The organism is Flavobacterium sp. MMS24-S5 (assembly GCF_050320125.1).
GTDB lineage: Bacteria > Bacteroidota > Bacteroidia > Flavobacteriales > Flavobacteriaceae > Flavobacterium > Flavobacterium tyrosinilyticum.
Genome location: NZ_CP190016.1, coordinates 2,536,860 through 2,563,568, shown reverse-complemented (window position 1 = coordinate 2,563,568; position 26,709 = coordinate 2,536,860). Strand labels below are relative to the sequence as shown.

Below are 26,709 nucleotides of genomic sequence, written 5' to 3'. Positions count from 1 at the left end.
ATTTATTGCTCAAAAATAACCTTTTTGTCCGTTTTATCTGTTTTGATAATGTCGTACGGTCTTGATAGTTTTAAAGTGCTATTGCCGCTTTTTAGTCTTTCTACTTTTACAATTATCGTATTTCGGTTTTCGGTAATTTCAACAATATCTATCGAATGACCTTCTGTATTTTGAGTTTTATCTATAACCGCAATAACTTGATATTTGCTAAAATCAATATTAATTTCTTTAAAATCTTTAGACAAATTGGTAGAAACATTCATTTCTGCAATTAATTTATCCCAAGCTTTTTGGTCTTTAATAATCAAATGTATTGGTGCAAGACTTTCATCATTTGGAAAAGAATCTCCTTTAGCTATTAACGAATATTGCACATCAGAATTTGGTAAGTCATCATTCTCGCAACTCGTTAAAGCTAGCAATATGCTAAATATTAGGATAATCCTTTTCATGGTTTTGGTTTTGGTTGCAAAGACTTTTTGTGTTAAGCCTTCCCTTCTCTATATAAACAGATGCATTTTTGTTCAAATAGTTGCGTAAAAGGTGTTTAGTTTTATCTGCATCTTTTATTAGATAAAGATAACGTTAATTTTGAAGAAAGATTGTGCTCAATAACAAATAAATGTGATGCAAAAGGTTTTATTTTACTTCATGCCGTTCTCATCTATTAGCATTTGTTCTCTTATATAAGTTTGAAATGACTTATTTGTGTAATAAAGTTCTCCGCTTTCATGCCAAAATTCAACGACTTTGTCATCATTCTGATCCAAGTTTATCGCCATAAATTTTAGTCTTCAAGTTCGTTCCAGCAAATATCTATTTCACGTTGTACTTCATTTTTCAATTTTGGCAATTCGTTGGTAATCCAATCTTGGCTTTCTTTGCTGAGGTAGTTTTGATTTTCGTTTAGTTTATACTTCATGGCGCCATTAATGACGTCTATCATTTCTTCTACTTCCGATGTGCCGTTCGCAAAGTTTGGACCTATTAAATATTTTAAAATTTCTTTTTCATATAAAGGTTTATAGTAAAGAATATGGCTTACTATTGGAAAAAAGAAATAAAAATGATCGGTGGGGTTTGATGGATATTGTATTTTATGTAAAGCTGTTATTAAAGAGTCTGATTCTGAATCTGTAGTTTGAAAATTCAACTTTTTTAAAAGATCGAAACAAATTTTGGAGTGAGGCAGTATTTTTCCAACTTTTTCCATATAAGTAAATGTTTTTTCAAAATTAGTGTGGTCATTATTTCCAAAAGAACTAATAAGAGAGGACATTTTCTTTTTCATTTCAAATCTGTGGAGTAGTCTAAATGATACATTTTTGCGATGTATTTATTTAGAAGTTTTTAATTGGCGGAAGAGTTTTAGATAATGCTAAATTACAATTTTCTATTTAGTGAGGACGAAATTAAAGCTCAATGAGCTAGGAAACATGCAAAAAAATGTAATTTATATTATTATTTCTCTCAACTTTGCATCACAATCTTTTAAATAAAAACACAAATGGAATTCGGTAAAATCATAATTTCAGAAACTGCAGCGAATAGTGAAAATCCGCAAGACGTTGTCAATTCGAATATTTCAGTAATCAATTTAATGCGCGAAGAAAAGATAGACGACGATTTAATTCACGAAGATGCTTTAATGAGTTATTATTTAGATTTTTACGCTTCAAAATATACGGAAGGAAATTTTTCTAAGTTCGTTTATGATTCGGGGTGGAATAAAGAATTGAACGAATTAATAGAAGAAGGTTTAGCTTTAATTGGAGCAGAAAAACATTTGGAATTGTTTAAAGAGCAATGCCGTAAGCTGCGTTTGCAGAGTACGATCAAATTAGGGAAATTTCTAAAAGAGAAATACGATACTCTAAATGCTTTCAAAGATTTACTAAACAACAATGCTTATTTTGAATTGGATGAAAATTTGGTTGAATTGAATGCTGCATTCTTAAAATCGCATCCCGATACAGAAGTGCTTTCGGTAGAAGAAATGTTTGCAACACTGGAAGAGTTTATAGGACACGAAATTAAGAGAGATTAAGTTTTTATTTTTTTTGCGGTGGTTTGTAAGAAAATTATATATTTGAAATGCCCTAAAATTTCTAACAAACCTAAGTCTATGAAAAAAACGATTCTTTTAAGCACCGTTTTGATGTTTTTGTTTTCTTGCGGGAAAAATGAAAAGGTTCCAAACGATGCCGAGGTTGAGTATCAGGAACTCCTTTCGGAAACACAAGCTCATCTTGGTCTTAATAAAAAACCAATAAAAAAACTCATTTTTAAAAATCTGGATGAGATCGAAGATTCTAAAGAAATGAATCTGAAGTTGCTCTCCATAGTAGCATCAAACTTAAAAATCAAATATTCAGATATTAAAATTGCCGAATCGAGTTCCATCAATTTTGATAATCAAACCACTTTTTTTGTCCTGACAACTGTTGCGCACGATAAAAAAGTGTTGAAATCTCCAGATGAAGAAGAAATGGGAAATTATTTTCAGCGTAAATACTTATTTGTGAATCGGGAAGACGGAAGCATAATTGCCGAAGAATTTGATGAGAATCTAGGTTATTATGATAATGAAGCCATTCAGTTTTCAAAATCGCATATTTTGAAAGAACTTGTTTTTTTAAACGAAAATACTCCAGCAATTGCCTTTTATACAGAAGCGAGTGCAAGCAGTAGAATTGTTTTGTATTCGGAGAAGAAATTCACATTGGTTACTTTGGCTGACAATGAAATTAAAAAGGTCTTATACGAATATCCAATTCGATTAACGAATGGCGATTCTAACGGAAGCGGGACTTTTCAAGTAGAAACTCTAGAAACCGGTATGAGCTTTTCGGATCATAAAACGAATGGTTATTTTGATTTGATCATAACCAAAAACTTTTCTTATGAAGAAGCGTTCGAAAGTGATGCTGAAAACGGAATCGCAGAAAAAAGTGATCTGAAAATTAAAAAAGAATTAGAGAAGATTAAGTATAACGGAAGAGAATACGCTTTTCACAGAGACGACAGACATCGTTTTCTGGAGTAAAATTCAAAAAAAGCGAAATAACATCAAGGGCACTTTTATAGTGCTTTTGTTGTTTATAGGAGATTTCGGTTTTACTGCAAAACTTTGACCTATTGTTAACAAACATTTCCTTAAATTTGCTTCCGTTATAAAAAATACAATAGTTATAAAAATCAAGCTATGTTACAAATTGCATTTATTAGAGAAAATCAAGAGAAAGTAATCAAGGCTTTAGCAAAGCGAAATATCGATGCTAAAAGCGTTGTTGAAGAGGTGGTTCAATTAGACGAAAATCGTCGTGCTGCACAGGTGGAATTAGACAATACTTTATCAGAATCTAATAAATTGTCCAAAGATATTGGTGAATTGATGAAAGCTGGAGAGAAAGCGAAAGCCGCAATCTTAAAAGAAAAAACAGTTTCACTAAAAGAGAAAAGTAAAGAACTGAGCGAAAAAGCAGAAGCTTTGGCTGTTGAGTTAACCAATAAATTATACACTTTACCCAACCTTCCGGCAGATATTGTTCCTGAAGGAAAAACGCCAGATGACAATTTGAATGTTTTTCAAGAAGGAGATATTCCAGTTTTGCATGAAGGCGCACAACCGCACTGGGAATTGGTAAAGAAATACGATATTATCGATTTTGAATTGGGTGTAAAAATTACTGGAGCAGGATTCCCTGTTTACAAAGGAAAAGGAGCAAAGCTGCAACGTGCTTTGATCAATTATTTCTTAGACAAGAATACAGCTGCAGGATACAACGAAGTCCAGGTGCCTCATTTGGTAAACGAAGCTTCAGGTTTTGGAACGGGACAATTACCAGACAAAGAAGGACAAATGTATCATTCTACAATCGATGATTTATATTTGATTCCAACGGCTGAGGTTCCAGTTACGAATTTATTCCGCGATGTTATTTTAAACGAAAGTGATTTGCCAGTTTTGCATACGGCCTATACGCCATGTTTTCGTCGTGAAGCTGGTTCTTACGGAGCACACGTTCGCGGTTTAAACCGTTTGCACCAATTTGATAAAGTTGAAATTGTGCGTGTGGAGCATCCTGATAATTCTTACGCAGCTTTAGACGGAATGGTAGAACATGTAAAAGATATTTTAAAAGAATTAAAATTGCCTTACAGAGTTTTACGTCTTTGCGGAGGAGATATGGGATTCACATCGGCTTTGACTTACGATTTTGAAGTATTTTCTACAGCGCAAGATCGTTGGTTAGAAATCAGTTCTGTTTCTAACTTTGAAACGTTCCAGGCAAATCGCTTGAAACTACGTTTTAAAGACAAAGACGGAAAAAATCAATTGGCGCACACACTTAACGGAAGTTCATTAGCGCTTCCTAGAGTTTTGGCTGGAATTATAGAAAATTACCAAACTCCAGAAGGAATTGTAATACCAGAAGTTTTACGTCCTTACTGCGGATTTGATATTATAAACTAAAAAAAGATAGTTTTTAAGATACAAACCTAACAGGTTTTAAAACCTGTTAGGTTTTCTTAATTTATAGAAATTAAAAAACGGAGCATGATGAATGGAATTTTAAACTGGAACGTAGATCCTGTTATTTTCTGGATTACAGATAGTTTTCCTTTAAAATATTACGGAGCTCTTTTTGCCTGCGGAATTCTTTTAGGTTTCTACATTGTTAGAAATATTTATAAGAAAGAAAATCTTTCGCTAGATAATCTCGATACTTTATTGATTTATGTAATTGTCGGAACCGTTTTAGGCGCTAGACTTGGACATTGTTTCTTTTACGAACCGGAGTATTTCTTGAAACATCCGATAGAAATTCTTTTACCGATTCAGAAAATAAAAGGAGTTTATCAATTTGTGGGTTACCAAGGTTTGGCAAGTCACGGAGGATTGATCGGAGTTATAACGGCAATGATTTTGTACTGCCGAAAATATAAAGTTCAGTTTTTAGGACTTTTAGATAAAATGGCAGTTGCTGTTCCTGTAACGGGTACTTTTATCAGAATGGGGAATTTTATGAATTCTGAAATCTACGGAAAACCAACCAACAGAAATTGGGGAGTTGTTTTTGAAAGAGACGATCTAATCCCGAGACATCCAACACAATTATATGAAGCTTTTGCTTATTTGTTGATTTTTGGAATTCTGTTTTATATGTACAAATCAGAAAAAATTAGAAATGCACAAGGATTAATCTTTGGAACTTTCTTAACTTTATTATTCACAGCTCGTTTTATAATTGAATTTTTCAAGGAAAATCAAGAAGCTTTTGAGAACAATATGCTGATTAATATGGGACAAATTTTAAGCATCCCGTTTATTTTAATTGGTTTAGGATTGATTTTTTGGAAAACTAAGAAAGTCTCAGTATACAGTGACAGTTTACAGTTACCTAAAAACTAAAAAAGTTCCGGTTTGCAGTTTAGGTATGACTGAAAACCGCGACTGCGACTGAAAAACTAAATAAAAAGGCAGTATGAGAAACATATTGATCGGAATCGTTTTATTATGTTCTGGTTTGGCGTTTGGTCAAAACGAGCAGCTGGCTCAATATTATTACGACAAAGGTGATTTTGATAAAGCTAAGATCAGTTATGAAGAGCTTTTAAGAAGCGCGCCATCCAATACGCAGTATTTTTTACGAACTGTAGATTGTTATCAGCAATTGCAGCAGTTTGCTAACGCTGAAAAAGCTATTCAAGATCGTTACAATCGTTACAAACAAGGTGTGTTTTTGGTTGAATTAGGATATAATTTCCAGTTGCAGAAAAACGATTCGAAAGCTAAAAATTACTACGAACAGGCGATCGAAAAAATAAAGGTCAATCCAAACGATGTGTATGGAGTTGCGAGTTCGTTTGAGAAAAAAGTATTATTAGAATATGCTTTAAAAGCGTATCAGACTGCAATGCAGATTCAGCCAAACTTCAATTTCAATTTTCAGATCGGAATGTTGTATGGACAGTTAGGTAAAACCGATTTAATGATTGATTTGTTATTGACAGAATCTTTTACAAATCCACAGAATACCAATTTGATTCAGACGCAACTGTCGCGATTCATGAATGGCGAAACCGATAATACGGCTTTTAAAGATGCAATGCGAAAAGCCTTAATCTTGAAAACCCAGAAAGATCAGGATGTTTTTTGGAATCATTATTTGAGCTGGTTTTATGTGCAGCAAAAGGAATTTGGAAAAGCCTTTATTCAGGAAAAAGCCATTTACAAACGCGAACCAGAATCGTTGATGAGTATCGTCAATTTGAGTCAGTTTGCGATGAATGAAGGAGACACCGATACGGCTGAGGAAATTCTGAATTTTATTCTCCAAAACACAAAAGATCGTGATTTACTGATTCAGTGTAATGCCTATTTAATGCAAATTAAGATCGATAAAGCGCAGGAAAAAGATTATCCAGCCATCAATCAAGAATTGCAGCAATTATTGGCAACTTACGAAATCAGTCCTTTTACCTTATCTTTGCAAATCATTCAAGCCCATTTTCTGGCCTTTAATTTGAAAAAGACAGAAGAAGGAAAGGCAGTTGTCAAAAAAGCTTTAGAATTAAATTTAAATGAATATCAAAAGGCAGACGCTAAAATGGAGCTCGCTGATATTCTGCTTTTAGAAGAAAAGTACAATCAGGCACTTATTTACTATTCGCAGATTCAATTGGATTTAAAGAATGATGTAATGGCGCACGAAGCGAGTTTGAAAGCGGCTAAAACAAGTTATTACAAAGGCGATTTCGAATGGGCGAATAAACAGTTTAAAGAATTAAAAGCAGCCAATACGCAGTTAATTGCAAACGATGCTTTAGAATATTTTCTTTTAATTAATGATAATACCGCAGCAGATTCGACTCAAGTGGCACTGAAACAATTTGCAAAAGGAGATTTTTTAATTTATCAGAATAAAAAACAAGAAGCGATTGCACAGTTTCAGAATATTTTAAAAACCTATAAAGGTCAGGAAATAGAAGCCGTAACATTATTGCGTTTAGGAAAAGTTTACGAAAGCCAGAAAGATTTTGCTTCGGCTTTAAGTCAATACCAGCAGATTATAGACAATCACAGCGACGGAATTTATGTTGATGAAGCGCTATTTTTCTCAGCCGAAATTTACAACGACGAACTAAAAGATCCAGAAAAGGCAAAGCCTTTATATGAAAAGGTAATTTTTAATCATCAAGACAGTATTTACTTTGTCGATGCCAGAAAAAAATACCGCGAGTTAAGAGGGGATAAGAATTTATAAATTCCAATATTTTAAATTCCAAATTCCAAGAATAAAAATTAGTAAAATGATGATTTGAAAAGATTTAAGAGGCAAGAGGAAAAACTCAGAACCTTAGAATCTAAGCATCTCAGAACCTTAGAAAAAATGATTATTTACAACGTTACCACAAACATACACGAAAGCGTTCATGACCAATGGTTAAAATGGATGCAGGAAAAGCACATACCAGAAATTCTGGCTACTAATAAATTCTCTTCGGCGCGAATTGTAAAAGTTTTGGTTGAAGAAGAAATGGGCGGAATTACGTATTCTGTGCAATACATAACAGACAGCAAGGAAACGCTAGAGAAGTTTTATATCGAAGACGAACCAGAATTTCACAGGGAAGCATTAGGTTTATTTGCAGATAAAATGCTTTCTTTTAGAACAGAATTGGAAGTTATTTCGGAACACTAATATTTAGTGTTCAGTTTTTAGTAATTAGTATTCAGTCAAAAGAAATTAAATCTTTGTGTCTTTGAGCCTTTGTGGCAAAAAAAAGAATACTTTTGCGCCCTCGTGGCAAACAAGAAATGAAATGGAAAAAGTAAAAGCCAAAAAACATTTAGGACAGCACTTTCTTAAAGACGAAAGCGTAGCAAAAGCTATTGCAGACACTTTAAGTCTGAAAGGGTACGATGAGGTTTTAGAAATAGGACCAGGAATGGGTGTGCTTACTAAGTATTTGCTTGAAAAGCCAATTACTACACATGTTATAGAAATCGATACCGAATCTGTAGCGTATTTGGATGCACATTATCCAAAATTAAAAGACAAGATTATTTCTCAGGATTTCCTGAAGTATAATATAAATGAAGTTTACCAAGACAAACAGTTTGCCATAATTGGAAACTTTCCGTACAATATTTCTTCTCAGATTGTTTTTAGGACATTAGATCTTAAACATCAGATTCCTGAATTTTCAGGAATGTTCCAGAAAGAAGTAGCCGAGCGCATCTGCGAAAAGAAAGGCTCGAAAACCTACGGAATACTATCCGTTTTAGCCCAGGCTTTCTATACTACAGAGTATCTGTTTACGGTTGATGAAAACGTTTTTATTCCTCCGCCCAAGGTGAAATCGGGTGTGATGAGAATGACCCGAAAGGAAGATTACAGTCTTCCTTGCAGCGAAAAGTTATTTTTTACAGTTGTAAAAACCGCTTTTCAGCAGAGACGAAAAACATTACGTAACAGTTTGAAAACATTAAATTTATCAGACCATTTGCGAGAAGACACTATCTTTGATAAACGTCCGGAGCAGCTTAGCGTCGATGAATTTATTGAACTAACTCTAAAAATAGAAACCGATGGAGTTCAAAGTTAGTAAAGAATTTATACACCAGCTAGAGGAGCTGATCAATAAGAAAAACGACAATGAATTAGAAGTTTTACTTAATGATCTGCACCACGCTGATATTGCCGAAATTTTAGACGAATTAGATTTCGACGAGGCAACTTATATCTTTAAGGTTTTAGATAGTGATAAAACAGCCGAGATTCTTCTTGAATTGGAAGAGGATCTGCGTGAAAATATCTTAAGCCGACTTTCACCAAAGGAAATCGCAGAAGAGCTTGACGAGCTTGAAACCAATGATGCTGCCGATATTATCGCAGAACTTTCGCAGGAAATCAAAGCGGAAGTAATCTCTGAAATATTAGACGTTGAACACGCCAAAGATATTGTTGATCTTTTGCGTTACGACGAAAACACTGCAGGTGGTTTGATGGGTAAAGAGCTTGTAAAAGTGAATGAAAATTGGAACGTTTTGACCTGCGTTAAAGAGATGAGAATTCAGGCTGAAAATGTATCTCGAGTACATTCTATTTACGTAGTCGATGATGAAAACCGATTAAAAGGAAGATTATCGCTGAAAGATTTACTGACTTCTTCTACCAAAACTCAGATTGGTGAAGTCTATATCCGAAAATTAAATTTTGTAAATGTTGATACAGAAGACGTAGAGGTCGCTCGTATCATGCAGAAATACGATTTAGAGGCAATTCCGGTTGTTGACGAATTAGGCCGTTTGGTGGGAAGAATTACCATTGACGATATCGTAGACGTAATAAAGGAAGAAGCCGATAAAGATTACCAGTTAGCTGCCGGTATTACCCAAGACGTTGAATCGAATGACAGCGTTTACGAATTAACCAAAGCGCGTTTGCCATGGCTTTTGATCGGAATGGTGATCGAAATTGTAGCGTCTTTTGTTTTGAAAGGCAATGAAGCAACTTTTCAGAAATATTCTACACTAATCATTTTTGTTCCTTTACTTTCGGCAACTGCTGGAAATATCGGAGTTCAGGCTTCGGCAATCGTAGTACAAGGTTTGGCAAACGGAACACTTAAAGATTTCAGCCGTGCTTATTTTACTAAAGAAATTACCGTTTCAATGATTTCCGGAAGTATCATTTCGTTTCTTTTGTTATGCTATCATTCTATCATGTATCAGCAGTATTTAGTAGGATTTGCGATTTCAATTTCAATGATTGTTGTGATTTTGTTTGCGGCGACTTTAGGAACTTTGGTTCCTCTTTTCTTAAATAAAAATAAAATTGATCCCGCAATTGCGACTGGTTCGGTTTATCACAACGACCAACGACGTATTCGGAATTATGCTCTACTTTGGAGTAGCAAACTTAATTCTTGGATTTTAGATTTTTGCCACAAATTAGTAGATTACAGTGATTTAAGATCTCTAAAATCTACGTAATTTACAGGCGGAAAAAATGCTGTTTATCAGCTACAAATAATTAAAGCCAACCAGAATGAAAGTACACATAATTGGAGGAGGAAACCTTGGGGTTTCTATTGCCTTGGGAATTGCTAAATTCTCGAAAAACAACCAAGTTACTGTCACAAGAAGAAACATAGCAAGCATTCAATATTTATCTGAATATGGAATTGCTGTTTCTAACGATAATAAACACAACATCCAAGATGCCGATGTTGTAATTCTAACTATAAAACCGTATCAGGTAGATACTGTTTTGGCCGAAATTTTGCCCGTTATTCAAAACAAAACAATTGCTTCAGCAGTAAGCGGATTGTCTTTGGATGTGCTTCAAACCAAAACAAACTACGAATATCCAGTTGTTCGCATTATGCCAAATATTGCAGCACAGTTTGGAGAGTCGGCAACTTGTATTTCTTTTCCAGAAAAATATGCAGCAAATGCTTCGCCAATTGTTGATTTATTCCAAGATTTAGGAACTGCTCCTGTAATCGACGAAAAATTGATGGATGCGGCAACCGTTTTAGGTGCTTGTGGAACTGCGTATGCATTGCGTTATATTCGCGCGTCTATGCAGGCAGGAATCGAAATTGGTTTTGATTCTAATACCGCTTTAGCAATTGCGGCGCAAACCGTAAAAGGAGCAGCAAAAATGCTTTTAGAAGAAAAAGTGCATCCAGAACAATTAATCGACCGTGTGACAACACCACAAGGTTGTACAATTGTCGGTTTAAATGAAATGGAGCATAATGGCTTCAGTTCGTCTTTAATTAAAGGGATTAAGACTTCTTTGAAACAAATCAAAGGTTAGGTTTTTAAAGAAATTCCAAATAGTTTTAAATTCCAAATTCCAATTTTTGTTGGGGTTTGGGATTTTTTTTATGGATAACTATTTTCAGTCTGAGCGAAGTCGAAGACCTTACACGCTGTAAAATCCTTCGACTTCGCTCAGGAAGACAAACAGGATACAAGATTGTTATTGTTTAGATTGAAATTTGAGATTTAGAATTTTTTCACGAGCAACGATTGTCAGTCTGAGCGGAGTCGAAGACCTTATATGCTGTAAAGTCCTTCGACTTCGCTCAGGAAGACAAACAGAATACTAGATTTTATTGTTTAGATTGGAATTTGTGATTTTTGCCTTTAATATTTAATAACGTCTTTCTGAGCAGTACTCAAATAAGAAAGGAAGATTGTCTTCATTCAAAACATCTTTAAACATTGTTCGATGGTAATCGATTCCTAAGTTCTCGATTTTTGTACTGTCGATTTTGTGATTTTTTCTAAGCATCCATTTTACAAGAATTAAAGAATCTACATCACGAAGTGCAGGTCCAGTGCTTTTGGAGTCTAATTTGTGACAGGCAGCACAATTCGAATTAAAAATCTCTTTTCCTTTGTATAGATTTCCTGTTAATTCAAAAGCTTGGGTTCCGCAAAACGAAACGGGTATTTGAGGATTTAAGTTAGGGTTTGGAGGAGTATATTTTATTTGATAAATAATAATACCAACAAGCAATAGTATGAGTGATATTGATATCGCAAGTATTTGCCTGATTCTTTTCATTTAATAACCTTAGGAAATTTGAATTTTATTTCAATCTATTTAGCGTGTATTTCAAATAAATAAATCCCATAAGTCCCGCTAAGAAAGAAGCAATTAGAATCGCTATTTTAGAAAAAACAATAATTTCAGGATTTTTAAAAGCAAGAACGGTAATGAAAATCGACATGGTAAAACCGATTCCGCCGAGCATTCCTGCGCCTAAGATATGCGCCCATTTTAAATTTTTCGGCAAAGTGCACAAACCTGCCGTTACACCAACAGAAGAGAAAAGTAAAATTCCAAGTGGTTTTCCGACTACTAGTCCGAGAATGATTCCGTAAGTATTGGCGTGATTTAAGCCTTCGTGCCAGTTTTCGGTAATCGTTAGAGCAGTATTGGCAATGGCAAACAAAGGCAAAATAAAAAAAGCGACAGGTTGGTGTAAAAAATGCTGTAACCTGTATGAAGACGTTTTCTCGCCACCATCTCCAAACGGAATAACAAATGCTAAAATTACACCCGTTATTGTGGCATGAACTCCAGAATTAAGCATAAAGTACCACATTATGACTCCGCCAATGAGATACGGAATGAGATTGTGAATTTTCATTCGGTTTAAAACAAAAAGAAGGCACCAAATTCCAAGTGCAATTCCGAGGTTTAAAAAAGAAATAGAAGTCGTGTAGAAAATAGCAATCACGATAATGGCACCCAAATCATCAATTACAGCCAAAGCGGTTAAAAATACTTTTAAAGAAGCTGGAACTCTGTTTCCTAGAAGCGATAAAATTCCGATAGCAAAAGCAATATCGGTCGCCATTGGAATTCCGGCTCCGTTTTGAGTTGTTGTTCCGTAATTTAAAACCAGAAATATTGCGGCAGGAACCAGCATTCCGCCAAAAGCAGCCATTATGGGCAATGAAGCATTCTTAATATTGGATAATTCACCATGATAAATCTCGCGTTCCAGTTCTAAACCAATCAAAAGAAAGAAGATGGTCATCAATCCGTCATTGATCCAATCGGTTACAGAATGTCCTGAAAATTCTTTTTCCCAAAAAGAAACATACGGAATTTGAACTGAAGAGTTAGCGAGAAAAAGAGATAAAATCGTGACCACGAGCAAGATAATTCCTCCCGATTTTTCGTTTTCAAAAAAGGCTTTAAAAGTCTTGGTTAATTTCATTGGGAAGATTTTCTGAAGATTTATATGATAGATTGTAAAATCTTTATTCTTTCAAAGTTAAAAAAAAATCTGACCAATAAAAAGTTTAGGCGCAAAGGCGCAAAGATTCAGAGGTTCAAAGTTTTTTGTAATAGGAAAAACTTTGGGGCTTTGTGACTTGACGAGATCAAATTAACCGTATTTTTGTGTTTTATAAAATTCAGAAAAAAATGAGCATAAAAATTCTTCATATCGACAGCAATAATCCAATTTTATGGAATCAATTGGAAGAAGCTGGTTTCGAAAATCACGCCGATTTCAAATCTTCAAAAGAAGAAATTGAAGCGAAAATTCAAGACTATAACGGAATCGTAATTCGCAGCCGTTTCAAGATTGATCAGACTTTTTTAGACGCTGCAACAAAGTTGCAATTTATTGCGAGGGTTGGCGCAGGTCTGGAAAGTATTGACTGTGAGTATGCTTCTTCAAAAGGAATTCATCTTATTGCCGCTCCAGAAGGAAACCGCAACGCTGTTGCAGAACATTCGCTTGGCGTAATTTTATCTTTATTTAATAATCTAAACCAAGCTGATTCAGAAGTAAAGGCCGGACAATGGAATCGCGAAAGCAATCGTGGCCATGAATTGGATTTAAAAACGGTCGGAATTATCGGTTACGGAAATATGGGAAAAGCTTTTGCTAAAAAACTGAGAGGTTTTGATACAGAAGTTTTATGTTATGATATTTTGGATAACGTTGGCGATGAAAATGCGAAACAAGTTTCGTTGGAAGAATTACGTGAAAAAACAGACGTTTTAAGTCTTCACCTTCCGTGGACACCAGAAACAGATAAAATGGTTGATAGCGACTTTATAAATGCGTTTAAAAAGCCTTTTTGGATTATTAATACTTCGCGCGGTAAAAACATTGTTACGGCCGATTTGGTTGAAGCTATGAAGTTTAAAAAAGTTTTAGGTGCAGGTTTGGATGTTTTAGAATACGAAAAGCTTTCGTTTGAAACTTTATTCCAAGAAAATAATACACCCGAAGCACTTCAATATCTTATGGAGGCAAAAAATGTATTACTAACGCCTCATATTGCAGGTTGGACTTTTGAAAGTCATGAGCGTTTGGCTCAGGTAATTGTCGATAAAATCAAAGCGGTTTATAGTAAAAAATAGTCTACAGCCTTTAGATTTTAATAACGAGTTTTTTCCTGTAAATTTTATTTGGCAAGATTAGTTTTATTTGTTAATTTTTAATAATATTGTTTCCGAATTTAAAAGAATGAGTCTAAATAGATTCTTTTTTTAAGTTCGGAGAAAACCGAAAATCCCAAGAGTAGGTTCAAAAACAAATTATCCTAAGTATGATTGAATGGTATAAAATTGCCATGTTCCAGAACTATTCGAATTTTAGCGGAAGAGCTAGAAGAAGTGAATACTGGTATTTTCGTCTCACAACAGCACTTTTGTTTTTTGTGTTTATTTTTTTAGGAGGGATACTAACCGCAGTTTTAGGTACAACAGCAGGTTTTTCAATTGCAGTAGGATTGTTTTGCCTTTATGCGATAGCTTCTATCATTCCATCTTTAGCTGTTACAGTTAGAAGAATGCATGATATTGGCAAAAGTGGCTGGACAGTTTTGGTCTCTTTAATTCCCTTAGCAGGGCCTATCTGGATATTAGTTTTGTTAATAACAGAAGGGGAGCATGGCGAAAACTATTACGGTCCAGAATCCTAAAAGTACTATTGAAGAAATTGATGAAATCGGAATTAATAATTAACTAAATAATATAAAAATGGAAACTACAAAACCAGAAAGCTGGAATACGCCATCTCAACCTAGACAAGAGAATAAAAAAGTATTAGCAGGAATTATGGGAATTATTTTTGGATACTTAGGTATTCATAAATTTATCTTAGGATACACTCAAGAAGGAATCATCCAAATTGTAATTACAATCGTAACTTGCGGAGTTGGTAGTATAATTGGATTCATTGAAGGAATCATCTATTTGACAAAATCAGATGAAGATTTTTACCAAACGTACCAAGTTGGTAAAAAAGGCTGGTTTTAAGAGAAAAACGCATATAATACTAGAAATCCCATTCAGAACTGAATGGGATTTTTTTATGGTTTAAAAATGTCTTTTTATGATAGTATAAAAACTTTTAGTGGCTATTCGCGATTGGCAAAGTGAGTAATCTTGCACTCTGTTTAAAAGTATAAATGGAGTTACTGAAAATCCTTAAGAGTAGGGAATTATAAAAATAAAATATGGAAAACACAGGATTAAATTCAGGAAAAGCTGAGAATAAAAAAACAACTGCAGGGATCTTAGGAATCGTATTAGGATCTTTTGGTGCGCATAAATTTTATTTAGGTTATCAAAAGGAAGGAATCATTCAACTTGTGGTTACGGTAGTAACATGCGGTTTAGGCGGAATGGTTGGTTTTGTTGAAGGAATTATTTACTTAACAAAATCGGATGATGAGTTTTATCAAACGTATCAAGTTGGAAAAAAACCTTGGTTCTAAAAAATTTATAAATCCCATTTCTGATTGCTGAAATGGGATTTTTTTTGAAATTTCTCCCAAAGAAATGATTTTAACTTAAGACATTATAATAAAAATTTTCTTTTACTAAATAAAAAACGTTACTTCATTGTAATTAAATTTTAATGTAAAATATGGGATTATTTAGTAGAAACAATAAGATTGAAAAGCCTGAAGTTCTTCTTGAACTTCGAAGTCCAAATTGTCCAATAACAGCGGTTGTAGAACAAGACAATAGAACAGCTTATTTTTATTTGTTTGGTGATAACGAAGATTTTGGTATGAAAAGCTGCTGGATTCGAAATTTAACTGAAGCACCAGAAAAAATAGAAACAAAACTGATGGAAAAAGGTGTTCCTCCTATGTTAACCAAAGAGTTTTGCAAATTCCCGAAAGGTCAAGAGGCACTTAGTTCTGATAATTTGGAAATTGTTTGGTTGGAAGAAGGGGATGGGGCAGCATTATTGGAAAATGGAGAGATTTTATGCGTAATTCCTAGTTGGGGTGGCGATGGAGGATTTTATGGATATGCACGTGATTGCAACGGTACAGGGGATTTTGCATGGGAGTTTTCAGAAGATAATGAAATGCGCAAACGTATCGAGAATGCCATTGAATTTTTTGAATCATGGGATAAACAGCCTAATCCTTTTCAATTGGTACAGCCAGAAATCTTAAATTACTACGATGAAATATTCGGTAAAAGTGAAAAATATTTCGCAATTGATGAACCAGAATGACCTCCAAAAGGTTTGTATGTGCTTGAAGGAAAAGAAAAGACTGTTTTTGCAACTGTAGCAGTATCATTACGTCCACAGCCAAAAGTAGAAATGTATTGTGAAAATCCTAATGAAGTGAATAGGATTGAACTTGGAGTTATTTTAAAGTCAGGAATGACAAATGAGCAAGTAAATGACGTTGCTGGTCTAGTAAGCGGAATTACAATGATTCCATGGGACTATATTACATTTTTAGCAGAAGGACATACGGTAGAATTTCAAACAAGTATTAGTGAAAAATTTAAGTATGCAGTTCTTACCAATAACTTAAAAGTTTTGCCTCAAATGAAATTTCCTGGCTATGCCGATTCAAATGTGACTTTTTTATGGATAGTGCCTGTTTCAGAAAGAGAATTGGAGGAAATGAAAGAATCTGGTTCACAATCTGTACTAAATGAACTTGACAAGTTAGGAGAGGAAATATTCAATTTAAATCGAAATGAAGTGGTTTAAAGAATATAGATATAAAAACAGAACAAAATGGTTATCCGTATAAAAAGAAAGAGATTAATTTTAATAGGTAATGAGTAGAGAAATTAATTGGATTGAGCTAGATGCATCTATCATAAAACTAAATCCAATGGAACAGTTGATGGCTTGTACTAGCTTAGAAAATGACAATGTAGGTGGTAATGAGTGGATGTCTTTAATAACTCCAACTTCTGAAAATATGGAATGTTTTGTAATTTCATTATCGAATAATGCTCAATTTAAATTTACGGATAAAATTATTGACGTTTTTAAGGACATATGCAAAGATATTTTAAGTAAATGTAGTTCTGAACAAATAAAAATAATGGTGGATGATGAAGTTAAAAAGGGAAATAATGGAGAATTGATTGATGCAGGAGGAGGAATGTTGCAAATAATTGTTCCAAAAAATTTATTGAATTATTCTAAATCTAAAATTGAAAACATCTTTAAGAAAGAAAGAAATGTTGTTGAAGAAAATGAATGGTGGCTAGATTGAAATAGCCGATAGCGCGGATTTGCAATCCGTGCCCGTTCCAATTAAGAAACAAATAGAAAATTCCATTTACTAATTAAGCAAATGGGATTTTCTATTTTATATCAAAAGAGAAAACTTAATCTTCCTTCTCAGATAATTTACGTTCCAATTCAATCTGAAACTCTTCGATAACTGGTTTCATTGTGCTTTCTGGAATATCTGCAATTCTAATGTACATTAAACCGTCAATAGCATTGTTGAATAATGGGTCAACGTTGAAAGCTACAACTCTTGCATTTTGTTTGATGTATTTCTTAATTAAAACAGGCAAACGTAAGTTCCCTGGTTCCAATTCGTCAATAATTTTGTCAAACTTGTTCAAGTCAGATTCTGCTTCGTCGAAGATAAAATCTTTATCGGCGTCTTTTAGTTTTACTTTGTACGCTTTTTTCGGGTGAATGTATTGTGCGATATACGGATCGTAATAGTTCGATTTCATGAACTCAATCATCAATGATTTAGAGAAATCTGAAAACTGATTACTGATACTTACACCTCCAACTAAATATTTGTGTTCTGGATGGCGCAAAGTGGTGTGAATAATACCTTTCCACAATAAGAACAAAGGCATTGGTTTTTGCTGATAATCTTTTACAATAAATGCACGACCCATTTCGATCGATTTGTGCATCATATCATGAAGTTCTGGTTCAAACCTGAAAAGATCCGTTAAGTAAAAACCTTCAATTCCGTATTTTGGATAAATTTCAGAACCTAATCCCATACGGTAAGCACCTGCGATTTTTTTGGTTTCATCATCCCATAAAAACATATGGTGATAATATTGGTCGTATTCGTCTAAGTCAATAGATTCATTTGTTCCTTCTCCAACTTCACGAAAAGTAATTTCGCGAAGACGCCCTATTTCATGTAAAATGTTCGGAATCTCTTTTGCACTTGCAAAGAAAACCTCATAGTTTTTGCTTTGTAAAAATCTGCTGTCATTATCACGCAATGCCTGAACTTCATCAATCAATTTTGATTCGCTTGCAGCTGTTACAATTTTTTTAGGTGCTTTTGGTATTTTAAGACTTGCTGTATCAATCAGTTTGGTGTCTTTTTCAAACGGATTGGCTAGCATATAGGTTTTCTTTCTCAAGAATTCTGAGTATTCTTCAAAAGATTCAATTTCGTTTTGTTCAGATACAGAAATTGGTTTTCCAATACGAACTTTAATTACACGATCTTTCTGCGTTAACAGTTCAGAAGGTAATTTTGCAGTACGTAAAGTATCGTCAATTTTAGAAAGCCAGTAGAATAATTTACTGTTTTTGGCATGAAAATAAATCGGAACTACAGGAACTTTTGCTTTTCTAATTAGTTTAAGAGCACCTTCTTCCCAAGGTTTATCCACTACTAATTTACCATCTTTATAGGTAGAAACTTCACCAGCAGGAAAAATACCCAGTGGTTTTCCGTCGCTTAAATGGCGCAACGTTTCTTTAATACCAATTACGCTCGATTTTGCATCCTTATGGTTTTCAAAAGGATTAACCGGCATAATGTATTTTTTCATCGGAACAATTCTGTGTAATAAGAAATTGGCAATGATTTTGAAATTTGGCTCTCTTTCAAGCATTAATTTCAAAAGTAAAATTCCATCAATTCCTCCAAGCGGATGATTTGAAATGGTAATATACGCACCATCTTTTGGTAGACGTTTTAAATCTTCTTCTGGGATTTCGAACTTAATTTCCATTTCATCCAAAATTCCGTTCAAAAACGCAAGGTCTTCCAAGTGTTTATTGCGGTCGTAAATTTTATTAAGGGTCGAGATCTTAAGAACCTTCATAAGAATCCAGCCAGAAAAGGTACCGAAAACTCCGTACTTTTCAACATTTATTGCCTTTGCAACTTCTTTCGCGGTAACTAAACCCATGTACTACTTTTAATTTATTAGAACAGCGAACAAAGATAACAAAAAAGTCTACTTTTCGTTGTTTCCAAGACAAACTTTGCACTTTTTTATTACATTTGAAATCCTTAAAAAAATCACTGATGAAAATTATTTCTTATAATGTAAACGGAATTAGAGCCGCAATAAACAAAGGGTTTATTGAGTGGTTGCAACAAGCAAATCCTGATATTATCTGCCTTCAGGAAATAAAAGCTACGCAAGATCAAATTCCGGTAGATGATATAACAGCAGCGGGTTATCCGTTTCAATACTACTATCCTGCAACCAAAAAAGGGTATAGCGGAGTAGCTATTCTTTCTAAAACTAAACCAAACAATATTGTTTACGGTACGGGAATTCATCATATGGATTTTGAGGGTAGAAATCTTCGTGCAGATTTTGATGATGTTTCTGTAATGAGCTTGTATCTTCCATCTGGAACAAACATTGAAAGGCTGGATCATAAGTTTATGTTTATGGATGATTTTCAGAATTATGTCAATGAATTAAAACTTACGATTCCGAATCTGATCATCTGCGGAGATTATAATATCTGTCACGAAGCAATTGACATTCACGATCCAGTTCGTAACAAAACAGTTTCTGGATTTCTTCCGGCAGAGCGCGCTTGGTTGGATACTTTTATGAAATCTGGATTTATAGATAGTTTCCGTCATTTCAATAAAGAACCGCATCATTATTCTTGGTGGAGTTATCGTGCAGGAGCAAGAGGAAACAATAAGGGTTGGCGTATTGATTATAATTTGGTAAGTAACGCATTAGAAGACAGATTAAAAAGAGCGGTTATACTTCCAGATGCTATGCATTCAGATCATTGTCCGATTTTAGTTGAGATTGATTAATTTTTGGTATTGTTCTTGCTGAAAAAGATTTAAATTTTAAAATTGATATTGCAATTGGCATTGAATTTTGAAATTTAAAATTATTAAATGCCTAAAATAAAAACTGATTAAAGATGATTAAAAAAGCCTCCATCGGATTACTAGCATTAGCTTTGTCCACAACGTCGTGTGTTTCTAAGAAAATTTACAATGATCTAGAAACAAAATATTCAGATTTGAAAAAAGAAAATCGTTCTATTGCTGATGAAAATGAAAATTTGAAGAAAGCAAAGAATCAATTGGAAACCGATCGTGATAAACTGGTTAAAGATTTAGCAACTGCTAATGATGATTTGGCAAAACAAAAAGCAGATTTGGCGGCGGCTCAAAATAAATATAAAGTTTTACAAGATTCGTATAATGCATTAGAGAAAAACAGCAATGATGCATTAGAGAAAAACATGGCAAAAAACCGTGAATTGTTAGCACAATTAGAAGCAAAAGGTAAAGCTCTTGCAGACGAACAAGCTCGTTTGGATAAAACAGCAAATCGTCTAAAAGAATTGGAAGATATGATTGCGGCCAAAGAAGAAGCAATGCGTAAGCTTAAAGAAACTTTATCTAAAGCATTAACTGGTTTTGAAGGTAAAGGTTTGACAGTAGAACATAAAAACGGAAAAGTTTATGTTTCTATGGAAAACAAATTGCTTTTCAATTCAGGAAGTTGGGCTGTTGGAACAGAAGGTAGAAAAGCGGTTGTTGAACTTGGAAAAGTTTTAGGTGATAATCCAGATCTTTCTGTTTTAATTGAAGGACATACAGACGACGATCCGTATGCTGGTTCGGGGCCAATCGCAAACAACTGGGATTTATCAACTAAAAGAGCAACAGCAATCGTAGCGATTTTAACCGAAAATCCAAAAATCAATAAACAAAAACTAACAGCAGCAGGAAGAAGCGAGTTTTCTCCTTTGGCAAGCAACGCAACTCCAGAAGGAAAAGCGAAAAACCGTAGAATCGAAATTATCTTAACTCCAAGATTAGATGAGATTGCGGAGATGTTGAATAGTATTAATTAAAGATGTTAAGGTTCTGAGATACTAAGTTTCTAAGATTTTAAAAAGGGTTGAAGTTTAGACTGCACCCAAAAGTTTAGACAAATTAATAATTAAGTTTTATAATAATGAGCTCGATATTGTATCGGGCTCATTGCTTTTAGATTAAGTTTTATTCTGTCATTATTATAATAATTAATATACTCAATAATCTCCTGTTTTAATTGACCAATGGAACTGTATTTTTTAAGATAAAACAACTCTGATTTTAATGTTCCAAAGAAGTTTTCAATAATTGCATTGTCAAGACAATTTCCTTTTCTGGACATACTCTGTTTAATTCCTTTTTCTTTTAATAAGCATTGGTACTGTTTCATTTGATACTGCCATCCTTGATCAGAGTGCAGCGTTAAATTAGTATTGTCGGGTATTTTCTTAAATGCTTTTTCAAGCATCACGGCTACCTGATTAAATACAGGTCTTTCAGCCAGTTCATAACTAACTATTTCTCCATTAAACAAATCAATTATTGGTGATAAATATAATTTTTTTCCTGAGACGTTAAATTCAGTTATATCGGTCGCCCATTTTTGATTAGGCACTGATGCTTTAAAGTTTCTGCTCAGAATATTTGGGGCAATCCTGCCTTGTTCTCCTTTATAGGATTTATATTTTTTAACTCTGATCAGGCTTTTTAATCCCAACGATTTCATTAGCCTTAAAACTGTTTTATGATTGATGATTATCCCTTGAAGCTTTAACTCACTAGTGATCCTCCTGTATCCGTAACGCCCCTTATGCTTAGAATAAATTGATTTTATAAGTTCTTTTACTTTTTTGTATTTATCAGCTGTTTTACTCTGTTTTTGATAATAATAAAAACTGCTGCGCGCCACATTACTGCAATTTAAAAGTAATTTTAAATCATAGCGATGCCTTAATTCCATTATGACTTGCGATTTTTGGCTTTTTCTTCGGCTTGAATTAAGGCTTGTAACTTTTTTAGATAATCAATTTCACAGCGTAATGCTTCATTCTCCAACAGAAGTTCTTCTTCCCTGGTTAAAGGTTTTTCAGATTTACTTTTTTTATCTTTAAAATCACTCATAGATTTTGGTCTCCCTTTTGGTTTTAGTTTTAATCCTTCTAAACCAAAATTAGCAAAATCTTTTTTCCATTTAATGATAATTGAATCCGAAGGAATGTTAAATCGCAAACGAGCTTCTCTTAAAGATAATGAATCCCTGCAAATTGACTTTAAAACCTTTAATTTAAAACCAATCGGATAAACCTGATTTTTTCGTGACATTAAACCTGCCCTTCCATATTCCCTGTAAAAACTGACCCATTTGCGTATATTAGATTTGCTGGTTCCTTTCTCGCTAGATGCTAATGCAAATGAATAATGTTTAACAACTACTAATTCTACACACTCAAGTTTGAATTCATAGCTGTGCTTGACTTTTCTTTCCATAAAAATGCCCCCAAATAGCGTCTAACTTTTTGGGGGCAGTGCAGTTTTACTTCAACCCTTTTTGTTTCCTGCAAGGTTTTTAAAACCTTGTAGGTTTAGCTCGTTTGTTTGGAGAAGAAATACACCTCTAAGGTTTTGAAAACCTTTTAGTTTAAACGTTAGATTTGGAATTTGGATTTTTTAAATTGGGATTTCTGTTTTATTATTTTCGTAACTTTGGATTTCAAAAAGATTAAACTATGGGACTTCCTGAATTAAAAGAGAAAATAAAAAATCAATTGGATTTGGCTGATGAAAGAGTTCTGCGAATTGTTTCTTCAGTTTTTGATAATTATTTAAATGAAGTGGTTTCGTATGATGCGAAAGGAAATCCTGTGACATTAATTGATTATCATAATAAAGTAGAAGAAGGTTTAGAGGATATTAAATACAATCGCATAATCTCAAGTCAAGATTTGTCAAAAGAAATGAAAGATTGGGATAATGAATAAACCAACAGTTTTTTGGTCAGAGCATGCAAAATTGGATTTGAAGGAAATTTATTTCGAATTTAAGAGTAAATATTCGAAAGAAACAGCATTAAAAGTTAGAGACGAATTATTTAATAGTGCAAATAATATCATTTTTGCCGAGCAATTTCAATTCGATGAATATAGAATAGATTGCCGTAGAATTGTGGTTAGAAATTTTAAAATTCTATATAAAATCAAAGAAGATTCTGTTTTTATTGTTAGAATTTTCAACACATTTCAAAATCCATTAAAAAGCTTAAAATGAACTTAGGTTCAAAGTGACAAAGATGCAAAGGCTCAAAGTTTTTTACTTTGAGCCTTTTTATTTCCTGCAAGGTTTTCATAACCTTGTAGGTATAGGTTTAGGTTTGTTTGTAATAAAAAAAAACACCTACAAGGTTTTGGAAACCTTGGAGGAGAGATCAAAAAAATCTTGTAGTTTTTTTAACCTTTTTCAAATCCTAATTTGAAAAATCCCTTTGTAACTTTGTCTCTTTGCAACTTTGAACCTTTAAAGAAAAAATGAAATACACTACATTACCCAACACCGATATAAAAGTTAGTAAAATATGCCTTGGAACAATGACTTTCGGGCAGCAGAATACAGAAGCAGAAGGGCACGAACAAATGGATTATGCTCTTGAAAGAGGAGTTAATTTCTTTGATACTGCCGAAATGTACTCGGTTCCTGCGAGTGAAGCGACTTACGGAAGCACAGAAAAAATTATTGGAACTTGGTTTAAAAAATCAGGAAATAGAGACAAAGTGGTTTTAGCATCTAAAATTGCAGGTGCCGAATCCGAATTTTGGATATATGCGTGAGAAATTGGATTTTTCTCCGGCAAGTATTAAGTATGCAGTTGAAAACAGTTTGAAAAGACTCCAAACTGATTATATCGATTTGTACCAAATGCACTGGCCAGAAAGAAAAACGAATAATTTCGGACAGCGCGCTTTTCACGGACATGATGATGTTTGGGAAGATAACTTTAGAGAAATCTTAGAAACTTTCGATGGATTAATCAAAGAAGGTAAAATTAAACATATTGGAGTTTCTAATGAAAATGCTTGGGGAATGATGCGCCTTTTGGAAGAAAGCAAATACAATAATCTGCCAAGAATCAAAACAGTTCAGAATCCGTATTCTTTATTGAACCGTTTGTTTGAAGTGAATTCTGCAGAAGTTTCAAAATATGAAAATGTTGGCTTATTAGGATATTCACCTTTAGCATTTGGAGTTTTGACTGGAAAATTCTTAACTGGAGAAAGTCACCCGAAAGCGAGAATTAATCTTTTTCCGCAGTACAAACGCTACAATAGTGACCAATGTACTGAAGCGACTAAATTGTATCTGGAAATCGCTAAAAAACATGGTTTAACGTTAACGCAATTGGCAATGGGATTTGTATTGCAACAGCCGTTTTTGACAAGCGCTATTATCGGAGCGACAACTATGGAACAATTAAAAGAAAACATTGATACTATTGATGTAGTTCTTTCTAAACAAATCTTAGCAGAAATTGATGCAGTTCAGGCTATAATTCCAGATCCTGCGCCTTAAAGTATATTTAACCGCGAAGGCGATTTTTTGCCACGAAGGCGCTAAGGCACGAAGTTTTTTAATCTCGCAAAGACGCGGAGTCGCAAAGTTATTTTTTTAAGCTCAATAGCGTCCAGCTTTAGCTGGATGAGAAGATAAATGCAAATCAAAGGGCTTTAGCCAAACTTTACTAGTTTTGTTAAAGCCCTTTTTCTATTTCGATTTTTTCCCCCTAGCTTAAGCCTAGGGGCTATTGAAAAACTTTTGCGACTCTGCGTCTTTGCGAGATTAAAAACAAAAAAACCTAGTGTCTTACCGCCTTCGTGGCAGAAAAAAAACTATAAATCAAATTCATCATCAACAGCCAAAGAATCAGTTTTCACTGCTGTAGAGTCTGGAACTTTAATTCTTATTAAAGAACGCGCATTTCCTGAAATGTAAACAGGCAATAATCCGATTGTGTCTTCCGGAACTAAAAGCCCTCTTCTAAACATTAAGTTCTTAAGGAATTTTTGGTTTTTAATAGCGTAATCTTTCAAGTTACCTTCATCGTTAAACTGATACATGAATTTTCTTGGTTTCGGAATAATAGTTGCCAAATACAAACATTCGTCAACATTTAAAGCCGAAGGACTTTTTTGAAAATAGAAATGACTCGCTTCTCCAATTCCGTACACATTTGGTCCCCATTCAATAATATTGAAATACACTTCTAGCATTCTTTCTTTGCTTACAATTCGGTTGTTTTCTAAAATGTAAACTAGAAGAATTTCTTCCAGCTTTCGCGAAAGCGTCTTTTCACGAGTTAAAAAGACATTCTTAATTAACTGCATGCTGATTGTGCTGGCACCGCGAGAGAATTTCTTAGTTCGAATGTTTTTAAGAATCGATTGTTTAAACGCCTCGTTTATGAATCCGCGATGCGAGAAGAAAGAAGGATCTTCTGTCGTTAGAACAGATTTTCTTAGATAAGGAGAAATTTGGTCCAAAGGCGTATAATTCGGATTTGCATTTCCGACCAAAATAGGTCTTTGCAACACATTCTGAATAATGGCACGATACACAAACTCGCCGTTTAGTTTATTTAAATCGGCTTCGCCATATTTAGTGATTCGTAAATCTTCTTTGTTAAGCTTACTATCAAAAACAAGCGTATTGGGTTTGTTTTTATTGAATTTGAAATCTAATTTGTAATCGAAATTTCCAGTGGCCTGCATTCCTTGGAAATGCGTGAATAAACCGTCAGGAAGCGAAACGATAAAATCTTGCGCTTTCATTTTCGGAATATCCATTTTCAAAGTATAAATCGTGTCTTTTTCAGTATCGTATGAAATGTAAGGACGAACTTTGATTTTATTCAACTGCATGCTCGAAGTGCTGTCGATAGAAATAAAACTATCTCCTAACAAAAATCGGTAATCAAAACGCGCATTTTTTATAACGACATCTTTGCTCGCAATTTTCGGATGATTGATTTTAAGATTTGCAATAGAAGTGTAACCGTCTATATGGAGTTCGCTGCCGCTTTTGTCTATGTTTTGAACATTTAGACGTATAGAATCAAAACTTGCTTTTAAGTTATAACGCTGATCTAAATACGGAACGCGAATAGCGCCAGTATCTAAGTTGAAAAATCGAATATCGGCCTTTTTATTTCTCGGATCAGCAAACCCTTTAATGTTCCAACGCTGATCAAAATCTTTTGCTTGAACATGAAGATTGGTTTCGAGCTGTTTGTTGTTTAAAACAAGTTTATCTACAGCAATATTGGTTTGTTTTCCGTTGTCGTCGATTTTGAAATTAAAATTTTTCAGATCCATATCAGTCGGAACCAAATTCAATACTTTCGAAATGATTCTGTAAGCAAAAGCAGCGTATTTACGTTTTTCATTAGAATCGGTTTCTTCGCGATCTCTTTTTAGAAAAGCATCAAAATTTCGTTTTTTGCCCTTTTTGACTAATTGAATATATCCATTGTCTACTTTTAGAGTTCCAACTTGAACATCTCCAATTAATAAATTACTTAAACTGATGCTGGTTTCGACATTTTTAATTTTGACAAGCGTATCAGCATTTATTGGAGCTAAAACAACATCTGTCAATTTTATAGTCGATAAACCATCAAATGAAGCTGATTGTACAGAAAAGTTGCTTTGGTACTGAACAGCCATTTTGTGGGTGACTTTTGCAATGGCTTGTTTTAAAAGGGAATCACGAAAATAGTAAAGTCCGATGCAAAGTACTATGACTACTATTCCAAGTATTTTTAATGCTTTGTATATTTTTTGTTTTGGAAAATTCAT

General features: G+C 33.9%; 25 protein-coding genes and 3 pseudogenes. 21 read left to right on the top strand and 7 right to left on the bottom strand.

Annotated elements, in window-relative coordinates; all coding sequences use genetic code 11:
* Positions 1 to 2 precede the first annotated feature (2 nt).
* Both ACPWTF_RS11860 and ACPWTF_RS11855 read right to left on the bottom strand, forming a co-directional pair.
* Positions 3 to 452 (bottom strand): protease complex subunit PrcB family protein, encoded by a 450-nt coding sequence (locus ACPWTF_RS11860; RefSeq protein WP_095930289.1) that lies wholly within the window; start codon positions 450 to 452, stop codon positions 3 to 5.
* 335 nt (positions 453 to 787) lie between these two features.
* Complete coding sequence (locus tag ACPWTF_RS11855; protein ID WP_427875573.1) at positions 788 to 1,291, bottom strand: hypothetical protein; 504 nt, start codon at positions 1,289 to 1,291, stop codon at positions 788 to 790.
* Positions 1,292 to 1,507: 216 nt separating this feature from the next.
* On the opposite strand from ACPWTF_RS11855, the gene ACPWTF_RS11850 reads away from it, so the two are divergent.
* The 9 genes and pseudogenes from ACPWTF_RS11850 to proC all read left to right on the top strand — a co-directional run bounded on the left by ACPWTF_RS11850 (position 1,508) and on the right by proC (position 10,838).
* Complete coding sequence (locus ACPWTF_RS11850; RefSeq protein WP_427875572.1) at positions 1,508 to 2,047, top strand: DMP19 family protein; 540 nt, start codon at positions 1,508 to 1,510, stop codon at positions 2,045 to 2,047.
* A 78-nt stretch (positions 2,048 to 2,125) separates the two neighbouring features.
* A complete protein-coding gene (locus ACPWTF_RS11845; RefSeq protein WP_427875571.1) occupies positions 2,126 to 3,046 on the top strand; it encodes a hypothetical protein in 921 nt (306 codons plus the stop codon).
* A 159-nt stretch (positions 3,047 to 3,205) separates the two neighbouring features.
* Positions 3,206 to 4,477 (top strand): serine--tRNA ligase, encoded by a 1,272-nt coding sequence (serS, locus tag ACPWTF_RS11840; RefSeq protein WP_427875570.1) that lies wholly within the window; start codon positions 3,206 to 3,208, stop codon positions 4,475 to 4,477.
* Between the two features lie 84 nt (positions 4,478 to 4,561).
* On the top strand, positions 4,562 to 5,416 hold the full coding sequence (lgt, locus tag ACPWTF_RS11835) for a prolipoprotein diacylglyceryl transferase (protein ID WP_427875569.1): 855 nt from the start codon (positions 4,562 to 4,564) through the stop codon (positions 5,414 to 5,416).
* Positions 5,417 to 5,489: 73 nt separating this feature from the next.
* Complete coding sequence (locus ACPWTF_RS11830) at positions 5,490 to 7,271, top strand: tetratricopeptide repeat protein (protein WP_427875568.1); 1,782 nt, start codon at positions 5,490 to 5,492, stop codon at positions 7,269 to 7,271.
* Between the two features lie 126 nt (positions 7,272 to 7,397).
* Positions 7,398 to 7,709, top strand: coding sequence for a DUF4286 family protein (locus ACPWTF_RS11825; RefSeq protein ID WP_008465514.1), 312 nt, complete (start codon positions 7,398 to 7,400; stop codon positions 7,707 to 7,709).
* Between the two features lie 121 nt (positions 7,710 to 7,830).
* Positions 7,831 to 8,616 carry a 16S rRNA (adenine(1518)-N(6)/adenine(1519)-N(6))-dimethyltransferase RsmA gene (gene rsmA / locus ACPWTF_RS11820; protein ID WP_095930325.1) on the top strand — a complete coding sequence of 262 codons (786 nt, stop codon included), beginning with the start codon at positions 7,831 to 7,833 and terminating at the stop codon, positions 8,614 to 8,616.
* Positions 8,600 to 9,950: pseudogene (mgtE, locus tag ACPWTF_RS11815) on the top strand (magnesium transporter). The gene rsmA and the pseudogene mgtE overlap by 17 nt, the downstream one beginning before the upstream one ends.
* Positions 9,951 to 10,061: 111 nt before the next feature.
* Entirely contained in the window at positions 10,062 to 10,838 is a 777-nt protein-coding gene (gene proC / locus ACPWTF_RS11810) for a pyrroline-5-carboxylate reductase (RefSeq protein ID WP_427875567.1), read from the top strand.
* Positions 10,839 to 11,348: 510 nt separating this feature from the next.
* Here proC and ACPWTF_RS11805 read toward each other — a convergent pair.
* Together ACPWTF_RS11805 and nhaA are read right to left on the bottom strand one after the other, a co-directional pair.
* Positions 11,349 to 11,426 (bottom strand): annotated as a pseudogene (locus ACPWTF_RS11805) (c-type cytochrome); the annotation flags it as partial.
* Positions 11,427 to 11,619: 193 nt separating this feature from the next.
* Positions 11,620 to 12,759 carry a Na+/H+ antiporter NhaA gene (nhaA, locus tag ACPWTF_RS11800; RefSeq protein WP_427875566.1) on the bottom strand — a complete coding sequence of 380 codons (1,140 nt, stop codon included), beginning with the start codon at positions 12,757 to 12,759 and terminating at the stop codon, positions 11,620 to 11,622.
* Positions 12,760 to 12,968: 209 nt separating this feature from the next.
* On the opposite strand from nhaA, the gene ACPWTF_RS11795 reads away from it, so the two are divergent.
* The 7 genes from ACPWTF_RS11795 to ACPWTF_RS11765 all read left to right on the top strand — a co-directional run bounded on the left by ACPWTF_RS11795 (position 12,969) and on the right by ACPWTF_RS11765 (position 17,047).
* On the top strand, positions 12,969 to 13,919 hold the full coding sequence (locus ACPWTF_RS11795) for a 2-hydroxyacid dehydrogenase (RefSeq protein WP_427875564.1): 951 nt from the start codon (positions 12,969 to 12,971) through the stop codon (positions 13,917 to 13,919).
* 188 nt (positions 13,920 to 14,107) lie between these two features.
* Positions 14,108 to 14,482 (top strand): DUF805 domain-containing protein, encoded by a 375-nt coding sequence (locus ACPWTF_RS11790; protein ID WP_427875563.1) that lies wholly within the window; start codon positions 14,108 to 14,110, stop codon positions 14,480 to 14,482.
* A 58-nt stretch (positions 14,483 to 14,540) separates the two neighbouring features.
* On the top strand, positions 14,541 to 14,819 hold the full coding sequence (locus tag ACPWTF_RS11785) for a TM2 domain-containing protein (RefSeq protein ID WP_095930301.1): 279 nt from the start codon (positions 14,541 to 14,543) through the stop codon (positions 14,817 to 14,819).
* A gap of 200 nt (positions 14,820 to 15,019) precedes the next feature.
* Positions 15,020 to 15,280: a TM2 domain-containing protein gene (locus ACPWTF_RS11780; protein ID WP_427875562.1), complete on the top strand. Its 261-nt coding sequence runs from the start codon at positions 15,020 to 15,022 to the stop codon at positions 15,278 to 15,280.
* Between the two features lie 152 nt (positions 15,281 to 15,432).
* A complete protein-coding gene (locus ACPWTF_RS11775; protein WP_427875561.1) occupies positions 15,433 to 16,038 on the top strand; it encodes a hypothetical protein in 606 nt (201 codons plus the stop codon).
* Positions 16,039 to 16,056: 18 nt separating this feature from the next.
* A complete protein-coding gene (locus ACPWTF_RS11770) occupies positions 16,057 to 16,530 on the top strand; it encodes a suppressor of fused domain protein (RefSeq protein ID WP_427875560.1) in 474 nt (157 codons plus the stop codon).
* A gap of 70 nt (positions 16,531 to 16,600) precedes the next feature.
* A complete protein-coding gene (locus tag ACPWTF_RS11765; RefSeq protein WP_427875559.1) occupies positions 16,601 to 17,047 on the top strand; it encodes a hypothetical protein in 447 nt (148 codons plus the stop codon).
* Positions 17,048 to 17,162: 115 nt separating this feature from the next.
* Here ACPWTF_RS11765 and ACPWTF_RS11760 read toward each other — a convergent pair whose 3' ends face one another.
* Positions 17,163 to 18,965, bottom strand: coding sequence for a GNAT family N-acyltransferase (locus tag ACPWTF_RS11760; protein ID WP_427875558.1), 1,803 nt, complete (start codon positions 18,963 to 18,965; stop codon positions 17,163 to 17,165).
* Positions 18,966 to 19,084: 119 nt separating this feature from the next.
* Between ACPWTF_RS11760 and ACPWTF_RS11755 the strand changes: the two genes are divergently transcribed.
* Complete coding sequence (locus ACPWTF_RS11755; RefSeq protein ID WP_427875557.1) at positions 19,085 to 19,846, top strand: exodeoxyribonuclease III; 762 nt, start codon at positions 19,085 to 19,087, stop codon at positions 19,844 to 19,846.
* A gap of 113 nt (positions 19,847 to 19,959) precedes the next feature.
* Positions 19,960 to 20,904: an OmpA family protein gene (locus ACPWTF_RS11750; protein ID WP_427875556.1), complete on the top strand. Its 945-nt coding sequence runs from the start codon at positions 19,960 to 19,962 to the stop codon at positions 20,902 to 20,904.
* Between the two features lie 89 nt (positions 20,905 to 20,993).
* Here the strand turns inward: ACPWTF_RS11750 and ACPWTF_RS11745 are convergent.
* A protein-coding gene (locus ACPWTF_RS11745; protein WP_427872395.1) for an IS3 family transposase occupies positions 20,994 to 22,354 on the bottom strand; the annotation gives its coding sequence in 2 pieces (ribosomal slippage) (positions 20,994 to 21,871 and positions 21,871 to 22,354; 1,362 coding nt in all).
* Positions 22,355 to 22,593: 239 nt separating this feature from the next.
* Here ACPWTF_RS11745 and ACPWTF_RS11740 point away from each other — a divergent pair.
* The 3 genes and pseudogenes from ACPWTF_RS11740 (at position 22,594) to ACPWTF_RS11730 (ending at position 24,427) form a co-directional block, all read left to right on the top strand.
* Positions 22,594 to 22,845, top strand: a complete 252-nt coding sequence (locus ACPWTF_RS11740; RefSeq protein WP_008465494.1) for a hypothetical protein — start codon at positions 22,594 to 22,596, stop codon at positions 22,843 to 22,845.
* Positions 22,838 to 23,131: a type II toxin-antitoxin system RelE/ParE family toxin gene (locus ACPWTF_RS11735; protein WP_369013239.1), complete on the top strand. Its 294-nt coding sequence runs from the start codon at positions 22,838 to 22,840 to the stop codon at positions 23,129 to 23,131. The genes ACPWTF_RS11740 and ACPWTF_RS11735 overlap by 8 nt, the downstream gene beginning before the upstream one ends.
* A 257-nt stretch (positions 23,132 to 23,388) precedes the next feature.
* Positions 23,389 to 24,427, top strand: a pseudogene (locus tag ACPWTF_RS11730) (aldo/keto reductase).
* Between the two features lie 317 nt (positions 24,428 to 24,744).
* Here ACPWTF_RS11730 and ACPWTF_RS11725 read toward each other — a convergent pair.
* The gene (locus ACPWTF_RS11725; RefSeq protein ID WP_427875555.1) at positions 24,745 to 26,709 is read right to left on the bottom strand and encodes a transglycosylase domain-containing protein; all 1,965 of its coding nucleotides are present in this window, start codon (positions 26,707 to 26,709) and stop codon (positions 24,745 to 24,747) included.

What these genes read in the sequence shown, in the direction of transcription:
- ACPWTF_RS11860 (WP_095930289.1), bottom strand. Translation starts at nt 452, where the DNA reads ATGAAAAGGATTATCCTAATATTTAGCATATTGCTAGCTTTAACGAGT.
- ACPWTF_RS11855 (WP_427875573.1), bottom strand. Translation starts at nt 1,291, where the DNA reads ATGAAAAAGAAAATGTCCTCTCTTATTAGTTCTTTTGGAAATAATGAC.
- ACPWTF_RS11850 (WP_427875572.1), top strand. Translation starts at nt 1,508, where the DNA reads ATGGAATTCGGTAAAATCATAATTTCAGAAACTGCAGCGAATAGTGAA.
- ACPWTF_RS11845 (WP_427875571.1), top strand. Translation starts at nt 2,126, where the DNA reads ATGAAAAAAACGATTCTTTTAAGCACCGTTTTGATGTTTTTGTTTTCT.
- serS (WP_427875570.1), top strand. Translation starts at nt 3,206, where the DNA reads ATGTTACAAATTGCATTTATTAGAGAAAATCAAGAGAAAGTAATCAAG.
- lgt (WP_427875569.1), top strand. Translation starts at nt 4,562, where the DNA reads ATGATGAATGGAATTTTAAACTGGAACGTAGATCCTGTTATTTTCTGG.
- ACPWTF_RS11830 (WP_427875568.1), top strand. Translation starts at nt 5,490, where the DNA reads ATGAGAAACATATTGATCGGAATCGTTTTATTATGTTCTGGTTTGGCG.
- ACPWTF_RS11825 (WP_008465514.1), top strand. Translation starts at nt 7,398, where the DNA reads ATGATTATTTACAACGTTACCACAAACATACACGAAAGCGTTCATGAC.
- rsmA (WP_095930325.1), top strand. Translation starts at nt 7,831, where the DNA reads ATGGAAAAAGTAAAAGCCAAAAAACATTTAGGACAGCACTTTCTTAAA.
- proC (WP_427875567.1), top strand. Translation starts at nt 10,062, where the DNA reads ATGAAAGTACACATAATTGGAGGAGGAAACCTTGGGGTTTCTATTGCC.
- nhaA (WP_427875566.1), bottom strand. Translation starts at nt 12,759, where the DNA reads ATGAAATTAACCAAGACTTTTAAAGCCTTTTTTGAAAACGAAAAATCG.
- ACPWTF_RS11795 (WP_427875564.1), top strand. Translation starts at nt 12,969, where the DNA reads ATGAGCATAAAAATTCTTCATATCGACAGCAATAATCCAATTTTATGG.
- ACPWTF_RS11790 (WP_427875563.1), top strand. Translation starts at nt 14,108, where the DNA reads ATGATTGAATGGTATAAAATTGCCATGTTCCAGAACTATTCGAATTTT.
- ACPWTF_RS11785 (WP_095930301.1), top strand. Translation starts at nt 14,541, where the DNA reads ATGGAAACTACAAAACCAGAAAGCTGGAATACGCCATCTCAACCTAGA.
- ACPWTF_RS11780 (WP_427875562.1), top strand. Translation starts at nt 15,020, where the DNA reads ATGGAAAACACAGGATTAAATTCAGGAAAAGCTGAGAATAAAAAAACA.
- ACPWTF_RS11775 (WP_427875561.1), top strand. Translation starts at nt 15,433, where the DNA reads ATGGGATTATTTAGTAGAAACAATAAGATTGAAAAGCCTGAAGTTCTT.
- ACPWTF_RS11765 (WP_427875559.1), top strand. Translation starts at nt 16,601, where the DNA reads ATGAGTAGAGAAATTAATTGGATTGAGCTAGATGCATCTATCATAAAA.
- ACPWTF_RS11760 (WP_427875558.1), bottom strand. Translation starts at nt 18,965, where the DNA reads ATGGGTTTAGTTACCGCGAAAGAAGTTGCAAAGGCAATAAATGTTGAA.
- ACPWTF_RS11755 (WP_427875557.1), top strand. Translation starts at nt 19,085, where the DNA reads ATGAAAATTATTTCTTATAATGTAAACGGAATTAGAGCCGCAATAAAC.
- ACPWTF_RS11750 (WP_427875556.1), top strand. Translation starts at nt 19,960, where the DNA reads ATGATTAAAAAAGCCTCCATCGGATTACTAGCATTAGCTTTGTCCACA.
- ACPWTF_RS11740 (WP_008465494.1), top strand. Translation starts at nt 22,594, where the DNA reads ATGGGACTTCCTGAATTAAAAGAGAAAATAAAAAATCAATTGGATTTG.
- ACPWTF_RS11735 (WP_369013239.1), top strand. Translation starts at nt 22,838, where the DNA reads ATGAATAAACCAACAGTTTTTTGGTCAGAGCATGCAAAATTGGATTTG.
- ACPWTF_RS11725 (WP_427875555.1), bottom strand. Translation starts at nt 26,709, where the DNA reads ATGAATTTTCCAAAACAAAAAATATACAAAGCATTAAAAATACTTGGA.